Source organism: Antarcticirhabdus aurantiaca (assembly GCF_009765365.1).
Lineage (GTDB): Bacteria > Pseudomonadota > Alphaproteobacteria > Rhizobiales > Rhizobiaceae > Antarcticirhabdus > Antarcticirhabdus aurantiaca.
This window is the reverse complement of record NZ_VTOM01000005.1, coordinates 63004-81417: the sequence shown is the minus strand read 5'-3', so window position 1 is coordinate 81417 and position 18414 is coordinate 63004. Positions and strand designations below refer to the sequence as shown.

The 18414-nt window shown below is 69.6% G+C and carries 18 protein-coding genes and 1 tRNA gene; 12 read left to right on the top strand and 7 right to left on the bottom strand.

What is annotated here, in order from left to right:
* Positions 1–90 precede the first annotated feature (90 nt).
* Complete coding sequence (locus FZN60_RS07445) at positions 91–1122, top strand: LLM class flavin-dependent oxidoreductase (protein WP_158872699.1); 1032 nt, start codon at positions 91–93, stop codon at positions 1120–1122.
* A 16-nt stretch (positions 1123–1138) separates the two neighbouring features.
* Here FZN60_RS07445 and FZN60_RS07440 read toward each other — a convergent pair whose 3' ends face one another.
* Positions 1139–1600: a MarR family winged helix-turn-helix transcriptional regulator gene (locus FZN60_RS07440; protein ID WP_158872697.1), complete on the bottom strand. Its 462-nt coding sequence runs from the start codon at positions 1598–1600 to the stop codon at positions 1139–1141.
* A 238-nt stretch (positions 1601–1838) separates the two neighbouring features.
* On the opposite strand from FZN60_RS07440, the gene FZN60_RS07435 reads away from it, so the two are divergent.
* Both FZN60_RS07435 and typA read left to right on the top strand, forming a co-directional pair.
* Complete coding sequence (locus tag FZN60_RS07435) at positions 1839–3860, top strand: M3 family metallopeptidase (protein WP_158872695.1); 2022 nt, start codon at positions 1839–1841, stop codon at positions 3858–3860.
* 215 nt (positions 3861–4075) lie between these two features.
* Positions 4076–5905: a translational GTPase TypA gene (typA, locus tag FZN60_RS07430; protein WP_158872693.1), complete on the top strand. Its 1830-nt coding sequence runs from the start codon at positions 4076–4078 to the stop codon at positions 5903–5905.
* An 86-nt stretch (positions 5906–5991) separates the two neighbouring features.
* On the opposite strand, the gene FZN60_RS07425 is transcribed toward typA, so the two are convergent.
* On the bottom strand, positions 5992–6714 hold the full coding sequence (locus tag FZN60_RS07425) for a hypothetical protein (RefSeq protein ID WP_158872691.1): 723 nt from the start codon (positions 6712–6714) through the stop codon (positions 5992–5994).
* A gap of 132 nt (positions 6715–6846) precedes the next feature.
* On the opposite strand from FZN60_RS07425, the gene FZN60_RS07420 reads away from it, so the two are divergent.
* Positions 6847–7950: a helix-turn-helix domain-containing protein gene (locus FZN60_RS07420; protein WP_158872689.1), complete on the top strand. Its 1104-nt coding sequence runs from the start codon at positions 6847–6849 to the stop codon at positions 7948–7950.
* Here the strand turns inward: FZN60_RS07420 and FZN60_RS07415 are convergent.
* The 3 genes from FZN60_RS07415 to FZN60_RS07405 all read right to left on the bottom strand — a co-directional run bounded on the left by FZN60_RS07415 (position 7947) and on the right by FZN60_RS07405 (position 10292).
* The gene (locus tag FZN60_RS07415) at positions 7947–8420 is read right to left on the bottom strand and encodes a DUF2269 family protein (RefSeq protein ID WP_158872687.1); all 474 of its coding nucleotides are present in this window, start codon (positions 8418–8420) and stop codon (positions 7947–7949) included. The genes FZN60_RS07420 and FZN60_RS07415 overlap by 4 nt on opposite strands.
* Positions 8421–8425: 5 nt before the next feature.
* Complete coding sequence (locus FZN60_RS07410) at positions 8426–9679, bottom strand: SDR family oxidoreductase (RefSeq protein ID WP_158872685.1); 1254 nt, start codon at positions 9677–9679, stop codon at positions 8426–8428.
* Between the two features lie 61 nt (positions 9680–9740).
* A complete protein-coding gene (locus tag FZN60_RS07405) occupies positions 9741–10292 on the bottom strand; it encodes a GbsR/MarR family transcriptional regulator (protein ID WP_422570312.1) in 552 nt (183 codons plus the stop codon).
* A gap of 117 nt (positions 10293–10409) precedes the next feature.
* On the opposite strand from FZN60_RS07405, the gene FZN60_RS07400 reads away from it, so the two are divergent.
* From FZN60_RS07400 to FZN60_RS07385, 4 genes are all read left to right on the top strand, one after another.
* Positions 10410–10793 (top strand): PH domain-containing protein, encoded by a 384-nt coding sequence (locus tag FZN60_RS07400; RefSeq protein WP_158872683.1) that lies wholly within the window; start codon positions 10410–10412, stop codon positions 10791–10793.
* Positions 10794–10877: 84 nt separating this feature from the next.
* On the top strand, positions 10878–11384 hold the full coding sequence (locus FZN60_RS07395) for a GNAT family N-acetyltransferase (RefSeq protein ID WP_158872681.1): 507 nt from the start codon (positions 10878–10880) through the stop codon (positions 11382–11384).
* A gap of 86 nt (positions 11385–11470) precedes the next feature.
* Positions 11471–12052, top strand: a complete 582-nt coding sequence (ppa, locus tag FZN60_RS07390; protein ID WP_158872679.1) for an inorganic diphosphatase — start codon at positions 11471–11473, stop codon at positions 12050–12052.
* Between the two features lie 265 nt (positions 12053–12317).
* On the top strand, positions 12318–12467 hold the full coding sequence (locus FZN60_RS07385) for a DUF1127 domain-containing protein (RefSeq protein WP_158872677.1): 150 nt from the start codon (positions 12318–12320) through the stop codon (positions 12465–12467).
* Between the two features lie 93 nt (positions 12468–12560).
* Here the strand turns inward: FZN60_RS07385 and FZN60_RS07380 are convergent, their stop codons facing one another.
* Positions 12561–12911 carry a DUF167 domain-containing protein gene (locus FZN60_RS07380; protein WP_246726635.1) on the bottom strand — a complete coding sequence of 117 codons (351 nt, stop codon included), beginning with the start codon at positions 12909–12911 and terminating at the stop codon, positions 12561–12563.
* Positions 12908–13210: a YggT family protein gene (locus FZN60_RS07375; RefSeq protein ID WP_158872675.1), complete on the bottom strand. Its 303-nt coding sequence runs from the start codon at positions 13208–13210 to the stop codon at positions 12908–12910. The genes FZN60_RS07380 and FZN60_RS07375 overlap by 4 nt, the downstream gene beginning before the upstream one ends.
* Positions 13211–13390: 180 nt before the next feature.
* Here FZN60_RS07375 and FZN60_RS07370 point away from each other — a divergent pair.
* The 4 genes from FZN60_RS07370 to FZN60_RS07355 all read left to right on the top strand — a co-directional run bounded on the left by FZN60_RS07370 (position 13391) and on the right by FZN60_RS07355 (position 18330).
* Positions 13391–13466 (top strand) — tRNA-Ala (locus FZN60_RS07370).
* A 783-nt stretch (positions 13467–14249) separates the two neighbouring features.
* Complete coding sequence (locus FZN60_RS07365) at positions 14250–16646, top strand: GAF domain-containing protein (protein ID WP_246726656.1); 2397 nt, start codon at positions 14250–14252, stop codon at positions 16644–16646.
* A 227-nt stretch (positions 16647–16873) separates the two neighbouring features.
* Positions 16874–17680 (top strand): LssY C-terminal domain-containing protein, encoded by an 807-nt coding sequence (locus tag FZN60_RS07360; protein WP_158872671.1) that lies wholly within the window; start codon positions 16874–16876, stop codon positions 17678–17680.
* 227 nt (positions 17681–17907) lie between these two features.
* Positions 17908–18330 carry a hypothetical protein gene (locus FZN60_RS07355; RefSeq protein ID WP_246726633.1) on the top strand — a complete coding sequence of 141 codons (423 nt, stop codon included), beginning with the start codon at positions 17908–17910 and terminating at the stop codon, positions 18328–18330.
* Positions 18331–18414: the final 84 nt, after the last annotated feature.

Here is an 18414-nt window from a genome sequence, read left to right as displayed (position 1 = left end):
CGCGCTTCACATGCTCGCGCTTCGCGTCCTCGCGCTTCACATGGCGGCCCGTCCTCCCCATCTCTCGGGGAGAAGAAGGCTTTCGCGCACATGACCCCTTACTCGATCCTCGACCTGTCACCGATCCCCGAAGGCTCGACGGCAGCGCAGGCCCTGCAGAACTCGGCCGACCTCGCGGCACACGCCGAAGCGCTCGGCTACAAGCGCTTCTGGCTCGCCGAGCACCACAACATGACCGGCATCGCCAGCGCCGCGACGGCCGTGGCCATCGGCTTCGTCGCGGGCCGCACCAGGACGATCCGCGTCGGGGCGGGCGGCATCATGCTGCCGAACCACGCGCCCCTCGTCGTCGCCGAGCAGTTCGGCACCCTGGCGACGCTTTATCCCGACCGCATCGACCTCGGCCTCGGGCGTGCCCCGGGCACCGACATGGAAACGGCGCGCGCATTGCGCCGCAACCTCGAAGGCGGCGACCGCTTTCCCCAGGACGTCGTCGAACTGATCGGATACTTCGCCCGCGAAGAACCGGGCGAGCCGCCGGCGCGGGTGCGTGCGGTGCCGGGCGTGGGCACGCAGGTGCCGGTCTTCATCCTCGGCTCCTCGCTCTACGGCGCGCAGCTCGCGGCTTATCTGGGCCTGCCCTACGCCTTCGCCTCCCACTTCGCGCCGGCGGCGCTCGACGATGCGGTGGCGGTCTACCGCGACAGCTTCCGGCCGAGCGAGCGCTGGCCCGAGCCCTATTTCATCCTGGCGCTGAACGTCTTCGCGGCCGACACGGATGCGGAGGCCGCGCGCCTCCAGACCTCGATGATCCAGGCCTTCGCCAACCTGCGGACCGGGCGACCCGGCCCCCTGCCCCGCCCGGTGGACGACGTCGAAGCGGTGCTCGATCCCGCCAGCCTCGCCATGGCGCGCCAGGCGCTGCGCTGCTCGGTGGTGGGCGCCCCGCCTGCGGTGGCGGCGGGCCTGTCCGGCTTCATCGAAACCTACCGGCCGCAGGAGGTGATCCTGACCGGGCAGATCCACGACCACGCGGCTCGGATGCACTCCTTCTCGATCGCCGCGCAGGCCATGCGCGACCTGGGGGCGAGCGGGACCGCGGCCGCGGCGGCCGCCGAGTGACGCGTCGCCCCCGCGATCAGACCTTGTCGTAGAGGAGAGCCGGATCCGACGTCAGGTTCGCGCGGATGAGCATCATGATCTCGTCGAGCCGCTTGAGATCGGCGGCCGGCACCCCTTGGGTCGCGCGGGCCATCGTCTTCTCCACGACGGGGCGGAGCTCGGCGAACACCGCGGCCGCCTTCTCGGTGACGTGGATGACTTTGGCGCGGCGATCCGTGGGATCGACCGTGCGGGTGATGAGCTTGCGGGCCTCGAGGCGGTCGAGATAGGCGGACAGCGTCATCGGCTCCACGCCCATGCGGTCGGCCAGAACGGCCTGGCGCGAGCCGTCGTGGCGGGCCACGTGGGACAAGGCGCGGATCTCGCCGGCCGTCAGGCCGAGCCCCGCTTCGGTGATGGACTTCTCGAGCGCCTGACGAAACAGTCGAGCATTGTCGGCCAAAAGGAAGCCGAATGAATTTCCCGACGTCATGGGCATCGTCTGCATCCCGCCTGCGGTCGAATCACATATCGCTGCTTGGCCGAAACCTGTCGCTGAACAGGTTTCCACCCTATCACAAGGAGCAACTCACCACAACCGAAAGGTGCAGATTTGTAAGCTCCGCATAGTTGGCTATCTACCGCACTGCACGCGAAATCCGCTAGCGAAGGCGCTGTCGAAAACCTTTTCTCTGCGGGATTCTGTCAGAAATTTTCGCAAAACTTCTGGTAAAGTGATGATCGATTCCTTCTCTTCCGTCCCACCGCATCACCTTCCCGATTTCCCGCGCCTGACGGCCGGCGATTTCGAGCCCGCCTTCGATTCGGCCATGGCCGCGCATCGCGCCGAGATCGACGCCATCGCCGGCGCGGCGGAGCCGCCGAGCTTCGACAACACGCTGGCGGCGCTGGAGCGCTCGGGCGAGCGGCTTGGGCAGGTGGCGCGTACTTTCGGCGTCCTCGCCGGAGCCCACACCAATCCCGCACTTCAGGCGGTGGAGCGCGAGGTCGCGCCCAAGCTCTCGCGCCATGGCTCGGCCATCTCGATGAACCCGGCCCTGTTCGCGCGGATCGACGACCTCTTCGCGCGCCGCGAGGCGCTCGGCCTCTCGCCGGAGGACCTGCGGCTCCTGGAGCGCACCCATTCCGGCTTCGTTCGCTCGGGAGCCCGGCTCGAAGGCGAGGCCAGGGACCGGCTCGCGGCGATCAACGCCGAGCTGTCCGTTCTCGGCACGCGCTTCTCGCAGAACCTTCTCGCCGACGAGAGCGCCTGGGAGCTGCCGCTGTCGAGCGACGATCTCGCCGGGCTGCCGGACGATCTCGTCTCGACGCTCGCGGCGGCCGCCGAGGCCCGCGGCCGAACCGGCCACGTCCTCACCCTCGCCCGTTCGCACGTCGTGCCCTTCCTGACCTATTCCACCCGGCGCGACCTTCGCGAGACGGCCTTCGCCGCCTGGACCAAGCGCGGCGAGAACGAGGGCGAGACCGACAACCGGCCGATCATGGCCGAGATCCTGAAGCTCAGGGCCGAGAAGGCGCGGCTCCTCGGCTTCGACAGCTACGCCGCCTTCAAGCTCGACGACACCATGGCCAAGACGCCGTCGAGCGTGCGCGGCCTTCTCGAAGAGGTCTGGGCGGAAGCCAAGGCGCGCGCCGCGCGCGACGCGGAAGCGCTCGGAGCCTTGGCGCGGGCGGAGGGGCACAACGGCGCCGTCGAGCCGCACGACTGGCGCTTCCTCGCCGAGAAGCGGCGCCGGGCCGAGTTCGACATGGACGAGTCGGAGCTCAAGAGCTACCTCGTCCTCGACCGGATGATCGAGGCGGCCTTCGACGTCGCCGGCCGGCTCTTCGGCCTCACCTTCGAGGAGGTCTTCGACGCGCCGCTCTGGCACGAGGACGTGCGCGCCTGGCGCGTGCGGGGCGCCGACGGCGAGACCCGCGGCCTCTTCCTCGGCGACTACTTCGCCCGCCCCTCCAAGCGCTCCGGCGCCTGGATGAGCAGCCTGCGCCCGCAGAACCGGATGCGCGGCGAGACGCCGATCATCTACAACGTCTGCAACTTCGCCAAGCCCGCGGCCGGCTCGCCCGCGCTCCTGTCGATCGACGACGCGCGCACGCTGTTCCACGAGTTCGGCCACGCGCTGCACGGGCTCCTGTCGGACGTCACCTGGCCTTCGCTGTCGGGCACGGCGGTGTCGCGCGACTTCGTGGAACTGCCCTCGCAGCTCTACGAGCACTGGCTGACGGTGCCCGAGGTGCTGTCGCGCCACGCGCTGCACGCGCGGACGGGCGAGCCGCTGCCGGCCGAGCTGACGGAGAAGCTCAACCTCACCCGCACCTTCGACGCCGGCTTCGACACGGTGGAGTACACGGCCTCCGCCCTCGTCGACCTCGCGCTTCACGAGGGTGCCGAGCCGGCCGCGGACGTGGGCCGCGCCGAGGCGGAGGAGCTCGCGCGCATCGGCATGCCGCGCGAGATCGTCATGCGCCACCGCTCGCCGCACTTCGCGCACGTCTTCTCCGGGGAAGGCTATTCGGCCGGCTACTACTCCTACCTCTGGTCGGAGGTGCTCGACGCCGACGCCTTCGAGGCCTTCCGCGAGGCCGGCGACCCGTTCGACCGGGCGACCGCGGACAAGCTCCTCGCCAACATCTACGCCGCCGGCAACAGCCGCGACGCCGCCGAGCTCTACACCGCCTTCCGCGGCCGCATGCCCTCGACGGCGGCGCTGCTGCGCAAGCGGGGCTTCGCGACCTGAGAAACCGGCCGGGCGCGGCGCGAAATCGCCCGCCCGGCCGCTTGACGCGGCGCACCCGCGACATCAAATAAGGACCAGCCGCCGGGTAGACGCGATGCCGTTGACATCGCGCCCCTTTCGCATATGCGAAGATCGTGTTAAGACGCGGCCACTTCCGCCGGCAGATGACAGTTCATGTCCTGGCCGGCGTTTTCGTGCTCCAAGATCGGTGATTCATGAAGCTTCGCAACATCGCGATCATCGCGCATGTCGACCATGGCAAGACGACCCTCGTCGACAAGCTGCTCGCGCAGTCGGGCTCGGTTCGCGAGAACCAGCGCGTCGAGGAGCGCGCCATGGACTCCAACGACCTGGAAAAAGAGCGCGGCATCACGATCCTGGCCAAGGCGACCTCGGTCGATTGGAAGGACACCCGCATCAACATCGTCGACACCCCCGGACACGCCGATTTCGGCGGCGAGGTGGAGCGCATCCTCAACATGGTGGACGGCGCGGTGATCCTCGTCGACGCCTCCGAAGGGCCGATGCCGCAGACGAAGTTCGTGCTGTCCAAGGCCCTGAAGGTCGGCCTGAAGCCGATCGTCGCGATCAACAAGATCGACCGTCCGGACGAGCGGCACCAGGAAGTGCTGAACGAGATCTTCGACCTCTTCGTCAATCTCGACGCGACCGAGGAGCAGCTCGACTTCCCGGTTCTCTACGGCTCGGGCCGCGGCGGCTGGATGGCCAAGGCGCCTGAGGGCCCGCAGACCGACGGTCTCACGCCGCTCTTCGACCTCATTCTCGACCACGTGCCGGAGCCGGCGACCGGCAGCGCCGACGAGCCGTTCCGCATGATCGGCACGATCCTCGAGGCCAACCCCTTCCTCGGCCGCATCATCACCGGCCGCGTCCAGTCCGGCTCGATCAAGCCGAACCAGGCGGTCAAGGTGCTGTCGGGCGACGGCACCCAGATCGAGACCGGCCGCATCTCCAAGATCCTCGCCTTCCGGGGTCTGGAGCGCACGCCGATCGACTACGCGGAAGCCGGTGACATCGTCGCGATCGCCGGCCTGTCCAAGGGCACCGTCGCCGACACCTTCTGCGACCCCTCCGTGACGCAGCCGCTCGCTGCCCAGCCGATCGACCCGCCGACGGTGACGATGAGCTTCATCGTCAACGACAGCCCGCTCGCCGGCACCGAGGGCGACAAGGTGACGAGCCGCGTCATCCGCGATCGCCTCCTGAAGGAGGCCGAGGGCAACGTCGCGCTGAAGATCGAGGAAGCCGAGGACAAGGACTCCTTCTTCGTCTCCGGCCGCGGCGAACTGCAGCTCGCCGTCCTCATCGAGACCATGCGCCGCGAAGGCTTCGAGATCGGCGTGTCGCGCCCGCGCGTCGTCATGAAGAAGGACGAGGCGACCGGCGACACGCTGGAGCCGATCGAAGAGGTCGTGATCGACGTCGACGAGGAGCATTCCGGCATCGTCGTCCAGAAGATGAGCGAGCGCAAAGCCGAGATGAAGGAGCTCCGCCCCTCGGGCGGCGGTCGCCAGCGCCTCGTCTTCCACGCGCCGACCCGCGGCCTCATCGGTTATCAGTCCGAACTGCTGACCGACACGCGCGGCACGGCGATCATGAACCGCCTGTTCCACGCCTACGCCCCCTTCAAGGGCGAGCTGACGGGCCGCGTGAACGGCGTCCTCATCGCCAACGCGGCGGGCGAGGCCGTGGCCTATGCGCTGTTCAACCTCGAGGACCGCGGCCCCATGGTCATCGACCCGGGCGTCAAGGTCTACGAGGGCATGATCATCGGCATCCACCAGCGGGACAACGACCTCGAGGTCAACGTCCTCAAGGGCAAGCAGCTCACCAACATCCGTGCCGCCGGCAAGGACGAGGCGGTGAAGCTCACCCCGCCGATCCGCATGACGCTCGACCGCGCCCTCTCCTGGATCCAGGACGACGAGCTCGTCGAGGTCACGCCGAAGTCGATCCGCCTGCGCAAGCTCTACCTCGACCCGCACGAGCGCAAGCGCTTCGAGAAGAGCCGCAAGGCGGCCTGAGGACGCGATCGATCGCCTGATCGGAAAGGGGCGGAGCGCCGAAGGGTGCTCCGCCCCTTTTTCGTTCGGGCCTCGCCCTGATGCCCTTAGCGGATCGTCGCGCGGACGAATTCGCCGTCGATGGCGACCTGCGGCCTGGCGCCCGGCGTGTTCGGGATGCGGCCGTCGACGAAGGACGCCGCGGCGGTCACGCGCCAGCTGACGGGCACGCCGGCGGGAAAGCTCAGCTGCGCGTCCATGGCCTTGCCCGTCAACCGGACGTCCTCGGTGCCCTCCACCCGCGCGAAGGCGATCCGCGTGCGGGCCGCATCGCTCTCCACCGCGATGGTGGCGGCATGGCCGTCGAGCGACAGGTCGGCGGCGCGGGCGCGCACCGTCACGTCGCCGAAGTCGCCGTCGAGGTTGAGGGACGCGGCCGGCTGGTCGAGAACGACGCTCGCGCCGGCCGGCAGGCTCGCATCGATCTCGGCGACGCAGTCCGACAGGTCGAGCCAGCCGGCCGCCCCGACGTCGACGATCAGCGTTTCACCCTCGATGCGGGCCGAGGCGCGGTCGGGGCACGCGCTGCCCACCCAGGACGAGGACCAGCGGGCGAACCAGCCGGTGCGGCGCGAACCAAACGTGGCGCGCGGCGGCGCCGCCGCTCCCGCGGACAAGCGGACCTCGCTGGACTCGCCGGTGATCCGCACGGCGGTGACGCCGGCGAGATCGATCGGCGCCTCGCCGCCGGAAGCGGCGGGCAGCGTCGCCAGAACCGCGACGGCGGCCGAGGCGAGGAGCAGGATACGGAACGGGCTGGCGGCGAGCATCGGAGGGGCCTTTCGATTGGGCGGGCGCGGCATGGAAGCGCCCTTGGCCCTCGAACCCTCGCCGTCTTGTGGCCCCGAGGCGTCCTCGATCGCGATGAAGGTCGACCGCGACCGCGATCCCGGTCAGAACCCATGTCGCCGATCCGTCCACCAGTCCGCCAGGCGATGCTGTTCGTTCCCCTTCCCTTCATCGTGTCCGGCCTTCTCGGCCTTCTTCTCCTGCGCACCATCCGCTCGCGCGAGGAGGCCTGGCGCGAGGAAGGCCTGTTTCTCCTGCTCGTCGCCGCCTATGCGATCCAGTCCGTGCTCGTCGGCCTGCGCTGGGGCTACGACATGCGGGGTCTCGTGCCGATCCAGGCGATGCTGGCGGTCGCGCTGCCGCCGCTGTCCTGGCTCGCCTTCCAGGGGCTGGCGGGCAGCGCGGCGGCGGGGCGGGGCGTGCCGCCCGTCGCGCACGCCGCGGGACCGCTCCTCGCCGTCCTCCTCCTCGTTGTCTGGCCGGATCCGCTCGACGCCCTGATCATCGCCCTCTTCATCGGCTACGGGGCGGCCCTCCTGTGGCAGGCGCGGCAGGGCACCGACGGGCTCGGCGCCTCGCGCATCGAGGCGGCGCTCGGCTCACACCGCTCGCTCGTGGCGACGGGCGTTGCGCTCGTTTCCTCCGGGGCGGTCGACCTCGCGATCGGGCTGGACACGGCCTGGAGCGGCGGCCGCCACGCCGCCGCGCTGGTCTCCGGGGGCAACATGCTGGCGATCCTGGCGCTCGGCTGGGCGGCCTGGACGGCCGGCGAGTCCGTCGTCGCGCCGGCCGCGCAGGCGCCGGGCGCCGCCTCCCCGGCCGATCCGCCGCCGGCGCGGGTACCGGCGGAGGGGATCGAGGACGATGCCGACCTCGCGGCGATCGCGAAGGCGGTCGAGGCGCTGATGGCCGAGCGGCACCTCTACCGCGACGTCGACCTCAACCTCGACCGCCTCGCGCGCCGCCTCGGCCGGCCGGCCCGGGCCGTGTCGCGGGCGATCAACCGGACGACGGGCCTGTCGGTCTCGCAATACGTCAACAACCAGCGCGTCGCGGAGGCCTGCCGGCTGCTGGCGCACACGCAAGAGCCCGTCACCCGCATCCTGTTCGAGGCGGGCTTCCAGACGAAGTCGAACTTCAACCGCGAGTTCCAGCGCGTCACCGGCACGACGCCGAGCGCCTGGCGGCGGGCCTCCGCCTCGGCCTGCGCGGACTAGAGGTCGGGCTTGGCCACCATCAGGTGGAAGATCGCGAGGACGGCGCCGAAGCCGGGCCAGCCGAGGGCGAACCACCAGCGGAAGAGGCTGAAATAGGCGGGCGGCAGCGGCTCGTTCGCGGCGGCCGCGCGAACGGCGAGGTCGCGCATGCGAAGCTGCAGCACCACGACGGGCAGCCAGGCCGCGCCGGCCAGAGCGTAGAGCAGCACCGAGCCGAGAAGCCAGCGGTCGGCCAGCGAGTAGCCGAGGATCACGGCGAGAAGCGTGCCGGTGAGGGGCTGGAGGATCACGGCCGGCGTCGTGAAGAGCCAGTCGGCCTTGACGACGTTGCGGGCGACGAGGGCGATGCCCGGCACGTTGCGGCTGCGATAGGCCGCCAGCATCTGGAAGGCGGTGCCGATGCCGGTGCCCAGGATCACCACGGCGCCGAGGATGTGGGCGAGCTTGATCCAGAGATAATAGGTTTCCATGGGGTTCACCTTCTGGCGAGGGCGGCGAGGAGGAGCGTCGCGGCGAGGATCGGCGCGTTCTTCAGGAGGGGGCCGAGCGGATCGAGCCAGAGCGCCGGCACGAGAAGCGTGCCGATCAGCGTGTAGGCGAGGATCGTCGCGGCCTGCGCGAGGCAGACCGCCGCGACGTGCCGGCCGGCGAGAAGTGCGGCGCCGAGAACCAGGTCGAGCACGCCGCCCCCGACGATCGAGAGCATCGCGAGCGGCGGCGGAACGCCGGCCGGGCCGAGAAGCGCGAGGCCCGCCTCGACATCGGCGAGCGGGGCGAGGCCCGAGCCCAGCCAGACGATCACCAGCGACAGGCGCAGCAGGGTCGGCCAGGGTCCGAGCCGGGCCGCCAGCCGATCGGCCGAGGTGGCAGGATAGCGCGCGAGGCCGAGCGCGAGCGGCGCCGGCGCGAGGCCCGTGAGGTCCGCCAGCGGGGCGGGATCGCCGTCCGCGCCCATCCGCGCCATGGCGAGCGCGTCGCGGGACAGGAGCGGCAGGCGCAAGGGACCGGCGACCCGAGCGGCGGCGTCGAGAACGGCCCTCGGCGGCGCCGGCAGGCGGCGTGACCGGCTGCCGAGCCAAGCCCCGATCCCGTCGGCATAGGCGCCGAGCGTCATGCGCTCGGGCCCGACCGCGTCGAGCGTGGGCGGCAAGGGGCCGCCGCGTTCAGCCAAGCGGACGACGGCGGCGGCGAGGTCGTCCACCGCGATCGGGCGCACCGGCCCGTCCGGCAGGGCCGGGCGCAGCGGCAGGGCCGCGAGCGCCGCGAGAAGAGCCATGCTCGTGCCGCCCGGTCCGTAGACGAGCGAGGGCCGCAGCACCGTCCAGCCGGGAGGCCGCGCGTCGAGAAACACGGCCTCTCCCTCCGCCTTGGCGCGCAGGAAGCGGGTCGAAGCCTCGGCGCTCGCGCCGATCGCGGAGACCAGCACCGCCCGCCCGATGCCGGCGCGCCGCGCCGCGGGCACGAGGCGGGCGAGCAGCGGCGCGTTGGCCGCTTCCATGTCGGCGCCCGCCATGGCGCCCACCGCGATCACCATGGCCGCGACGCCGGCGAGCCGCTCGGCCCAGCCGGCCGGATCGCCGGCCACGCGCGACAGGCCGGGAACGTCCGGCAGGCGCGCGAGGGCGTCCGCGTCGCGGCCGAAGGCGACGACCTCGTGGCCGTCGTTGAGGAGGCGTCGGACGATCGCCCCGCCGATGAAGCCGTTCGCTCCGAAGACCGCGACCCTCATCTTTCATCCTTTCTGAACAAACAGAAACTTTCGGTCGCGCTGGTGCCGACGGCGACGGCCGTCAGCGGCGGACCAGGCCGGCGATCCGCCCGCCGAGCTTGACGATCGCCGCGAGCGTCGAGCGCGGCAGACGCCGCACCTGCGCGTACCAGCCGTCGAGCTCGTCCAGGAAGGCGAGCATGGCTTCGAGGCGCTCGCGCACGAAGGCCTCGTCGCCGCGCCCCTCCCCCGCTTGCGCGACGCAGTCCCGCAGCATGGTCAGCGCCGGGTCGATCTCGCGCCGCTTCCGCTCCTCGGCGATGCGCAGCATGATCTCCCAGGGGTCGGTCTCGGCCTTGAAGAAGTCGCGCCGGTCGCCGAGGACGTGGGTCACCTCGACGAGCTGATAGGCGAGGAGCTCCTTCAGGCTGTTCGACACGTTGGAGCGCGCGATCGAGAGCGCCTCGACGATCTCGTCCGCCGGCAGCGGGCGCGGCGACAGGTAGAGGAGCGCGTGGATCTGCGCGACCGAGCGGTTGACGCCCCAGCGCGTGCCCATCTCGCCCCAATGCAGGATGAAGCGCTCCATGACCGGCGTGACGAGCATCACGGTCTCTCCTGAAAATTCTGTAATTACAGAAATACAGGAAGCACCCCGAAGGTCAAGGTCCGGTCGGCGCCAAGCGCTTGGCGGATGCCCCCGCGCCTCCATCTGAGCGCTCATCGCTTCTCGTCTCAGGAAGGACGCATCATGGGACTCTTGTCCGGCCTTCTCGGCCTTGCCAGCGACGTCGACGTCGCGGCGGTCCGGCGCGACCTCGACCCGGTCCTGATCCCCGACGAGACGGTGGAGGTCGCCTTCGCGATCGTCCGCGACCTCGTGGTCTTCACCGACCGCCGGCTGATCTTCGTCGACAAGCAGGGCATGACCGGGCGCAAGCGCTCGTTCCATTCCATCCCCTACCGCTCGATCACCATGTTCACCGTGGAGAACGCGGGCACCTTCGACGCCGATTGCGAGCTGACGATCTTCGTGTCCGGCCAGCCGCAGCCCTTCAAGCGCGAGCTGTCGCGGGGCGCCAACGTCGTCGGCATCCAGAAGTCGCTGGCGACGGGCGTGCTCGGCCGCAGATGAAAGGCTGCGCCCGATCGGTTCCCTGTCGTCGAAAAATCACGAGGGCTCGACGGATCGGAAATTCCGGCTCATGGTTAACGGGCCATGAAGACGATCGCCGCCGAACTGCGCACCGCCGAAACCTCCGACGCCGCGGCCCTGGCCGAGACGCACGAGGCGGCCTGGGTCAACGCCTATGCGGGCCTAATCCCGCACCGGGCGCTTCGCACCATGGTGGGACGCCGGGACGAGGCCTGGTGGCGGCGGGCGATCGCGCGCCGCGCCGCGATCCTCATTCTCGACTATGCCGGCGAGGCGGTGGGATACGCCACCGTCGGGCGCAACCGGACGCCCGCCCTGCCGGCCGAGGGCGAGATCTTCGAGCTCTATGTCCGGCCGGAATTCCAGGGCATCGGCTTCGGGAGGCGCCTGCATTCCGGGGCGGCGCGGCTCCTGGCCGAGCGCGGCCTCAAGGGGCGCGTCGTCTGGGCGCTCGCCGACAACGCCCCGGCACTGCGCTTCTACGAGAACGCCGGCGGCGTCGACGTTGCGGAAGGCTGCGAGACCTTCGAGGGGCGCACGCTGCGCAAGATCGCCTTTCTCTGGCCGTGAGCTTCTGCCCGGCCGCGCGTGTTGCACCGCGCAAGCCCAAGGTTTAATGCCTGCCGGGAGAACGGAAGTCCCCGAGAGGTTCAGGAATGCGCATCGACGCCATCGCCCGCGGCAAGAATCCGCCCGACGACATCAACGTCATCGTCGAGGTTCCCGTCGGCGGCCACCCGATCAAGTACGAGATGGACAAGGAGGCCGGCTGCCTCGTCGTCGACCGCTTCCTCTACACGCCGATGACCTATCCCGGGAACTACGGCTTCGTTCCCCACACGCTGTCCGACGACGGCGACCCGATCGACGTCCTGATCTGCAACACGCGCCCGCTCTTCCCCGGCTGCGTGATCAACTGCCGCCCGATCGGCGTCCTCGTGATGGAGGACAACAAGGGCCAGGACGAGAAGATCATCGCGGTCCCCTCGCCCGAGCTGACCCGCCGCTACGAGCGCGTGGCCGAGTACGGCGACCTGCCGGAGATCACGCTGCGCCAGATCGAGCACTTCTTCGAGCACTACAAGGACCTGGAGCCTGGCAAGTGGGTGAAGATCGGCGGCTGGGGCGGCTCGTCCACGGCCCGCCAGCTGATCCGCGAAGCCGTCGAGCGCTTCGAGGCCTCGAAGAAGCCGGACCGCCGCCCGGCGGGAAGCGACGGTCCGTCCGGCTCCTACTGAGCGGACGAGCCCGACCGCCTAGAAATTAGGCACGGAACGAAGCATGCAAAAGAGCGCGGCGACCGACGGGTCGCCGCGCTCTTTTCCGTTATAAGCCGGGCTTCGCGGGCGATGGAGCGCGGAAGGATGAACGAAGTCTGAAGTCTTGAATGATGATGCTATGCGCAGGATGCACGACAGGGGTGCAGCCGACTGCACTACTTCGAGGCAGGCTCTGCACATAAATAGGGCGCATCAGATCAGACCGCTTTGGACGCCCCCTGCCATGTTCCGCTTCTTCACTTCCGGCCTTCAGACCCTCCGCTCCCAGCACCGCTCGATCCGCGAGCTGCAGTCGATGGACGACCGCGCCCTCGCCGACATCGGCGTGAACCGCGCCGAGATCTCCCGCGTCGTTCGCTACGGCCGCGGCTGAGCGCGACCTCGCCCGGCCGTAACGGCACGGGCGGATAAGCCAAGACCTTTGAAACTGACGAAGCCGCCGGTGCCCGACGCACCGGCGGCTTCGTCATGTCCGGGGCGGCGAGCGGGCGAGCTCCGCGAGCGCTTGCGCCAGGGCTTCAGGGTCGCCGCGCAGCAGCACGGTCTTGATCCGGGAGGCCGTCCCCTTCTGCAGGGAAACGGCCGAGCGCGGCAGGCCGAGGAGCTCGGCGAGAAAGGCGACGAGCGCGGCGTTCGCCTGCCCCTCGACGGGCCGGGCCCGCAGGCGGATGGCGAGGGCGGCCGCGTCGGGCGGCGGCAGCGCCACCGCCCCGTCGACGCCGTCGCGGGCGGCCTTCGGCGTCAAGCGCACCCGGAGCGCGACGCCCTCGCTTGTGTGGCGCAGGAAGGGCGGGTCGAGCGGCGCCTTTGCCGTCACATGCCCGCGCGGATCACCGCCGGGGCGACGTAGAGGATCAGGAGCTGCTGGAGGAAGAAGATGCCGAGCAGCAGCACGATCGGCGACAGGTCGATGCCGCCGAGGTCCGGCAGGATGCGCCGGATCGGCCGGTAGAGCGGCTCCGTCACGCGGTACAGGAAGGTGCCGATCGAATCGACGAAGGCGTTGCCCGAATTGACGATGTTGAAGGCGTAGAGCCAGGACAGGATCGCCGAGGCGATGACGATCCACCAGAGGATGTCGAGCGCGAGAAGGATGACCTGGATGACGGCGAGCATGGAGCGGGGCGTTCCTTCCTGAAGCGCATGGCGGGGCTCGTTCGCATGTAGCCATGACCGGGCGCGAGAACAAGAAAGGCCGGGGATCCTCGTCCGATCAGAGTGAATGAAGGCTCGCGCGAAATGGCGTGTTGACAGGCATCCCGCCCCCGCACTAAATGCCGCTCGCAAGCGGTGGACGGGGCTGTAGCTCAGCTGGGAGAGCGCGTCGTTCGCAATGACGAGGTCAGGGGTTCGATCCCCCTCAGCTCCACCATTTGCACCTTCCAAGCAATTTAGATCATTGCGGCTTTTGCTTGGCCGCATTCCTGGTCCTCGCTTCGATCCTCACTTTGCTTCGACGCTACGCGCCATCCTCTGCTGGCGCTCGCTGCGGTGAGGACGAAGCGGCCAGCCAGGCTTTCCGCGCGTCGATGACCGACAGCGAGTCCGGCATGGCTCATCAGCCATTACAGGCCACTTCGGAGGCCTCTGCGAGCACTCGGCACGCGCTCCGTGAGGCGCTCTCCCGGCACTGTGACGGAACCAAATGCCCGCTCCAAACGTGACATGCTGCAATGCAGCAATCGCGCTTGGCGGAGAGTGCCCGTGCCCATACCTGCTTATGCTCATCGGGCACGACCCGAGCGGCTCGTGAAGATCATGTGCCGGGGAGCGTGCAGCGTCAGCCGCTACGCCGAGGCTTCCGTCGGCGATTGGGCGAAACCGCGGATGCGGTCGCAGGATGAGCTCTACGCCACGTGCTTGGTGTGCGGCCACAAGGCGCGCGATCCCATCAACTGGGCGGACGCTTGAGAGGAGGCCTGCTCCCCGGATCGATGCTTCCGAGGACTCCTCGAGTGCGTGCCCGCTGATCGTCGTCGTTTCCTTGACCTGGGGAACGGCCTTCGCCACCGTTTCGGTGAAAATCCTCCGTCGCGCCGTCGTCCGGCCTGACCCGGCCGATCCCGGGCGCTGAAAGCTGTTGCGCCCGCGCGGCCGTTGCGTTTGAGGTATGTCGTGAGCGACGCACGGATCAGGATCACAGGCATTGCGCGAGATGAACGATGCGGCGGGAGAGAGCCTTCGCCTAGCCGCGCTGCGCAGCTACGACATCCTCGACACGCCGCCCGAGCAAGGCTTCGACGACATCGTCATGCTCGCCAGCCAGATCTGCGGGACGCCCATCGCCCTCGTCACGCTGCTTGATCGCGACCGCCAATGGTTCAAGGCCCGCGCGGGCACCGACATCTGCGAGACGCCGATCGGCTCGGCCATCTGCCGTCACGCGATCGGAGGCAGCGAGGTGCTCGTCATCCCGGACCTGGCCGCGGATCCGCGAACGGCCGCCAACCCGCTCGTGACCGAGCCGCCCCATATGCGGTTCTATGCCGGCGCCCCGCTCGCCACGCCCGACGGGGTCACCCTCGGCACGATCTGCGTGCTGGACGTGGAGCCGCGGCCGGACGGACTGACGCCGGAGCAGGAGGCCACCCTCGCGGCCCTGGCGCGCCAGGTCATGGCGCAGCTGAACCTGCGGCGCGCCCTTGCGGAGCATCAGGCAGCCGAGAGCACGGCGCTGACGGAAGCCTCCCGCCTCGAAGCGATGATCGCGACCCAGCAGGCCGTGGCCGTCGCGGAGGCCGATCTCGGCATCGTCTTCCAGGCGATCGCCGAGGGTGCACTGCGCGTCATCGACGTCGCCGACGGCGCGGTGATCGAGCTGCGTCACGGCGAGGAACTCGTCTACGAGACGGTGGCCGGCAGCCTCGTCCCGCACAAGGGGAGGCGCCTGCCGGTGGCGACCAGCCTGTCGGGACGCGCGCTGCGCGAGGAGCGGCCGTTTCTGTGCACCGACACCTGGGCCGATCCGGACCTTGACCAGCACCTCGTGCGCACCCTCGGCATCCGTTCGATGATCACCGTGCCGGTCACGCGCCGGGGCGAGCCGATCGGCGTGTTGAAGGTGCAGTCGGGCCGGCCCGACGCCTTCTCGCCGCGCGACGTCGTCATGACGCAGATGCTGGCCGGGCTCGTCGCCTCGGCCTTCGGCGACGTCGCCGAGGTGCGGTCGCAACGAGCCCTACGCGAAGCCGACCGCCGCTATCGCGAGACGTTCGAGAGCATCACCGAGTTCGCCGTGATCGTCATGGACCGCGGCGGCACCGTCGCCGAGTGGAACACCGGCGCCGAGCGCATCTTCGGCTGGAGCGCCGAGGAGATGCGCGGCAGCGACGCATCCCGCTTCTTCACGCCCGAGGACTCGACGATCGACCGGCCGCGGATCGAGATGGCGCTGGCGCTGCGCGACGGGCACGCCGTCGACGAGCGCTGGCACATCAGGAAGGATGGCGAGCGCTTCTACGCCAGCGGAAACATGATGCCGCTCTTCGGCGACGACGGAGAGCACCGGGGCTTCGTGAAGATCCTGCGCGACCGCACGGCCGAGCATCAGGCCGGCGAGCGTCTGCGAGCGAGCGAGGAGCGCTTCCGGACCATCCTGGATGCGGTCGACACGGCCTTCGCCATCCTCGAGGTGCGCTTCGACGCCGACGACCAGCCGGTCGACTACCGCTTCGTCGAGGCCAACCCCGCCTTCGTCAAGCAGTCCGGCGTCGACCTTCGCGGCAAGTGGGTCACCGAATACGCGCCGAACCTCGAGCGCTTCTGGTTCGAGACCTACGGGCGCGTGGCCGCGACGGGGGAGCCCGCCAGCTTCGAGAACTACGCCAACACGTTCGACCGCTGGTTCGACGTGCGCGCCATTCGCATCGGCGATCCGGCGGAGCGGAAGATCGCCATCTTCTTCAACGACGTCAGCGAGCGCAAGCGCGCCGAGCAGCAGCAGGGGGTCCTCAACCACGAGATCAGCCACCGGCTGAAGAACACGCTGGCGCTCGTTTCGGCGATCGTGACGCAGACCCTGCGCACCGCGCCGGACGTGGCATCGGCCCGGCAGATCCTCACCGACCGCATCCAGGCCCTCTCGAGCGCCCACGACCTTCTTCTGACCGGGCGCAGCGAGGCGACGTCGGTCGGCGACATCATCCGCTCCGCGACGAGGCCCCACGATCAGGACGGCCGCATCGACATGCGCGGCCCCGAGGTGACGATCGGCCCGCGGGCGGCGCTGACGCTGTCGCTGATCTGCCATGAGCTCTCCACCAACGCGGTGAAGTACGGCGCCCTCTCGGCCGCCGCGGGCCAGGTCCACATCGCCTGGACAACCGAGCGGCGCTTGGAGGACGGCCACGCCTTGCTCGTGTTCGAATGGCGGGAGGTCGGCGGCCCGCCCGTTTCGCCGCCCAAGCAGAGCAGCTTCGGAACGCGCTTGATCGGGATGGGCCTGTCGAGCGGGAACGGTGCGTCCTCGACGATCGACTACGCTCTGGACGGCGTCTGCTGTCGCATCGTGGCGCCGCTCGAGGATCTCCAGGAAATCCCCTTGGACATATAAGCAACACGACGGGCAGCGTTCCTTGGAGCCGTCGTGCCAGGAGACCGGGGCCTTTCCCTTGCGAGACTCCCGTCGATGCCGATCCGCCGTCGGCATCGCTTCGTCTATCCCCACGCGTCGACGTCAACCGATCCGCCTTTGACGATGCCGAAACCGGTGGATAGGCTACGAGCAGTGGCTAGGCGCTGCTCGCCGGCGCTCTCATGCTCGTCTCAGGAGCGAGGCGGATGTCGGCCGAGACGCACACGAGGACGAGCGACGCTCCGCGGCCGCGATGGTTGCGCCGCGTCGTTCTTGCCGCCCTGGCCGTCTCGTCCGCCTGGGCTCTCGCTGCCTATCTCGTCCTGCCCTTCGCCCTGCGGCACTACGAACACCAGCAAGCGCTCGCGGGCTTCGAGATGGTCACGCGGACGGCGCAAGGATTGGCGGGCGACCCCTTGAACGTCGGGATCGTCGGCTCTCGGGAGGAGCTCGTCGCCGCGATGACGCGGGCCGGCTGGTTTCCGGCCGATCCCGTGACGCTTCGCACGAGCGTCGACATCGTCGGCAGCGTCGTCCTCGACCGTCCTTATCCGCAAGCGCCCGTCAGCCCGCTGTTTTATCAGGGCCGGCAGCAGGATCTCGCCTTCGAGAAGGCGGTCGGCACCAGCGCCGACCGGCGCCAGCACGTGCGCTTCTGGAATGTCCTGCCTTCGGGCGCGGAAGGGCGCTCCGTTTGGCTCGGATCGGCCTCCTTCGACGTCGGCGTCGGCTTCAGCCACTACACCGGCGCCGTCACCCACGCGATCGACCCGAACGTCGACGCGATGCGCGACGCTCTCTCGGCCGATCTCGCGCGGACCGGGCGGATCATCCAGACCTACGAGATCAGCGGCGTCGGTCCGACGCTCGACGGGCGCAACGGCGAAGGCGACCGCTATGTCACCGACGGCGAGGTTCGCGTCTCGGTGATCGCGCCCGCCGGCCAAGCCGGACGGAACCCGCCGCCGACGCTCACAAATCCGCCGATCGTGGACCTCAAGAACGCCTTGTGACCCGTTCTTGCAGGGACGAACCCAGGCCAGGATGACAAGGCGCCCGATCGATCGGTTGAAGGGACCGGAGCGACTGAAACGTCTCGGCCGTGAGCGGCATCGACCTGCCGGCCTGTTTCGTCGGCGACCTCCACGGCCTCCACCGTGTGTTCTATCGCCGCCGTCGGTTGGGCCCCTGCTTCCCTCCTTTCCCGACCAATGGCAGGCTCCTCCAAACAGGAGGAACCATGCGCTTCACCCGCCCCGCCCTCGTCGCGCTGCTGACCCTCGCGACCGGATCTGAGGCCCTCGCCCAGGCCGACGTCGTCATGGCGCCCCGCAGCCGCCAGCCAGCTCTTCTGGAAGCCTATACGGCGTATATCGGGCACGACGACCTGTTCAATTCGAGCGGCGTGCGCCTGACGCGGCCGGCGGCGATCCTGCGCCAGGACCGGGCGAACGTCCACGCCTACGGCCTGCGCCAGCGCGGCGACCAGGGCGATGCCTTCTTCGCATCCCAAGGCAACCGGGCCGCGCTGGAGGGCATGCTCTCGGCCGGCCGGATGGCGCCGGCTGCCGCGCGTGCGATCGTGGATGGGGGCGCGGTGGTCCGGGTCGAAGTCTGGGGCCGCGGAAGCGTCGGCGACTACATCCACGTCGAGGTCTACTGAGCCGTGATCGGGATCGATCCGCTCCCCCTGGCCCTCGTCATCGCCGCTTCGGCCGCGGTCCTGTGGATGCTGCTTCGAAGGCGG

What these genes read in the sequence shown, in the direction of transcription:
- FZN60_RS07445 (WP_158872699.1), top strand. Translation starts at nt 91, where the DNA reads ATGACCCCTTACTCGATCCTCGACCTGTCACCGATCCCCGAAGGCTCG.
- FZN60_RS07440 (WP_158872697.1), bottom strand. Translation starts at nt 1,600, where the DNA reads ATGCCCATGACGTCGGGAAATTCATTCGGCTTCCTTTTGGCCGACAAT.
- FZN60_RS07435 (WP_158872695.1), top strand. Translation starts at nt 1,839, where the DNA reads ATGATCGATTCCTTCTCTTCCGTCCCACCGCATCACCTTCCCGATTTC.
- typA (WP_158872693.1), top strand. Translation starts at nt 4,076, where the DNA reads ATGAAGCTTCGCAACATCGCGATCATCGCGCATGTCGACCATGGCAAG.
- FZN60_RS07425 (WP_158872691.1), bottom strand. Translation starts at nt 6,714, where the DNA reads ATGCTCGCCGCCAGCCCGTTCCGTATCCTGCTCCTCGCCTCGGCCGCC.
- FZN60_RS07420 (WP_158872689.1), top strand. Translation starts at nt 6,847, where the DNA reads ATGTCGCCGATCCGTCCACCAGTCCGCCAGGCGATGCTGTTCGTTCCC.
- FZN60_RS07415 (WP_158872687.1), bottom strand. Translation starts at nt 8,420, where the DNA reads ATGGAAACCTATTATCTCTGGATCAAGCTCGCCCACATCCTCGGCGCC.
- FZN60_RS07410 (WP_158872685.1), bottom strand. Translation starts at nt 9,679, where the DNA reads ATGAGGGTCGCGGTCTTCGGAGCGAACGGCTTCATCGGCGGGGCGATC.
- FZN60_RS07400 (WP_158872683.1), top strand. Translation starts at nt 10,410, where the DNA reads ATGGGACTCTTGTCCGGCCTTCTCGGCCTTGCCAGCGACGTCGACGTC.
- FZN60_RS07395 (WP_158872681.1), top strand. Translation starts at nt 10,878, where the DNA reads ATGAAGACGATCGCCGCCGAACTGCGCACCGCCGAAACCTCCGACGCC.
- ppa (WP_158872679.1), top strand. Translation starts at nt 11,471, where the DNA reads ATGCGCATCGACGCCATCGCCCGCGGCAAGAATCCGCCCGACGACATC.
- FZN60_RS07385 (WP_158872677.1), top strand. Translation starts at nt 12,318, where the DNA reads ATGTTCCGCTTCTTCACTTCCGGCCTTCAGACCCTCCGCTCCCAGCAC.
- FZN60_RS07375 (WP_158872675.1), bottom strand. Translation starts at nt 13,210, where the DNA reads ATGCTCGCCGTCATCCAGGTCATCCTTCTCGCGCTCGACATCCTCTGG.
- FZN60_RS07365 (WP_246726656.1), top strand. Translation starts at nt 14,250, where the DNA reads ATGAACGATGCGGCGGGAGAGAGCCTTCGCCTAGCCGCGCTGCGCAGC.
- FZN60_RS07360 (WP_158872671.1), top strand. Translation starts at nt 16,874, where the DNA reads ATGTCGGCCGAGACGCACACGAGGACGAGCGACGCTCCGCGGCCGCGA.
- FZN60_RS07355 (WP_246726633.1), top strand. Translation starts at nt 17,908, where the DNA reads ATGCGCTTCACCCGCCCCGCCCTCGTCGCGCTGCTGACCCTCGCGACC.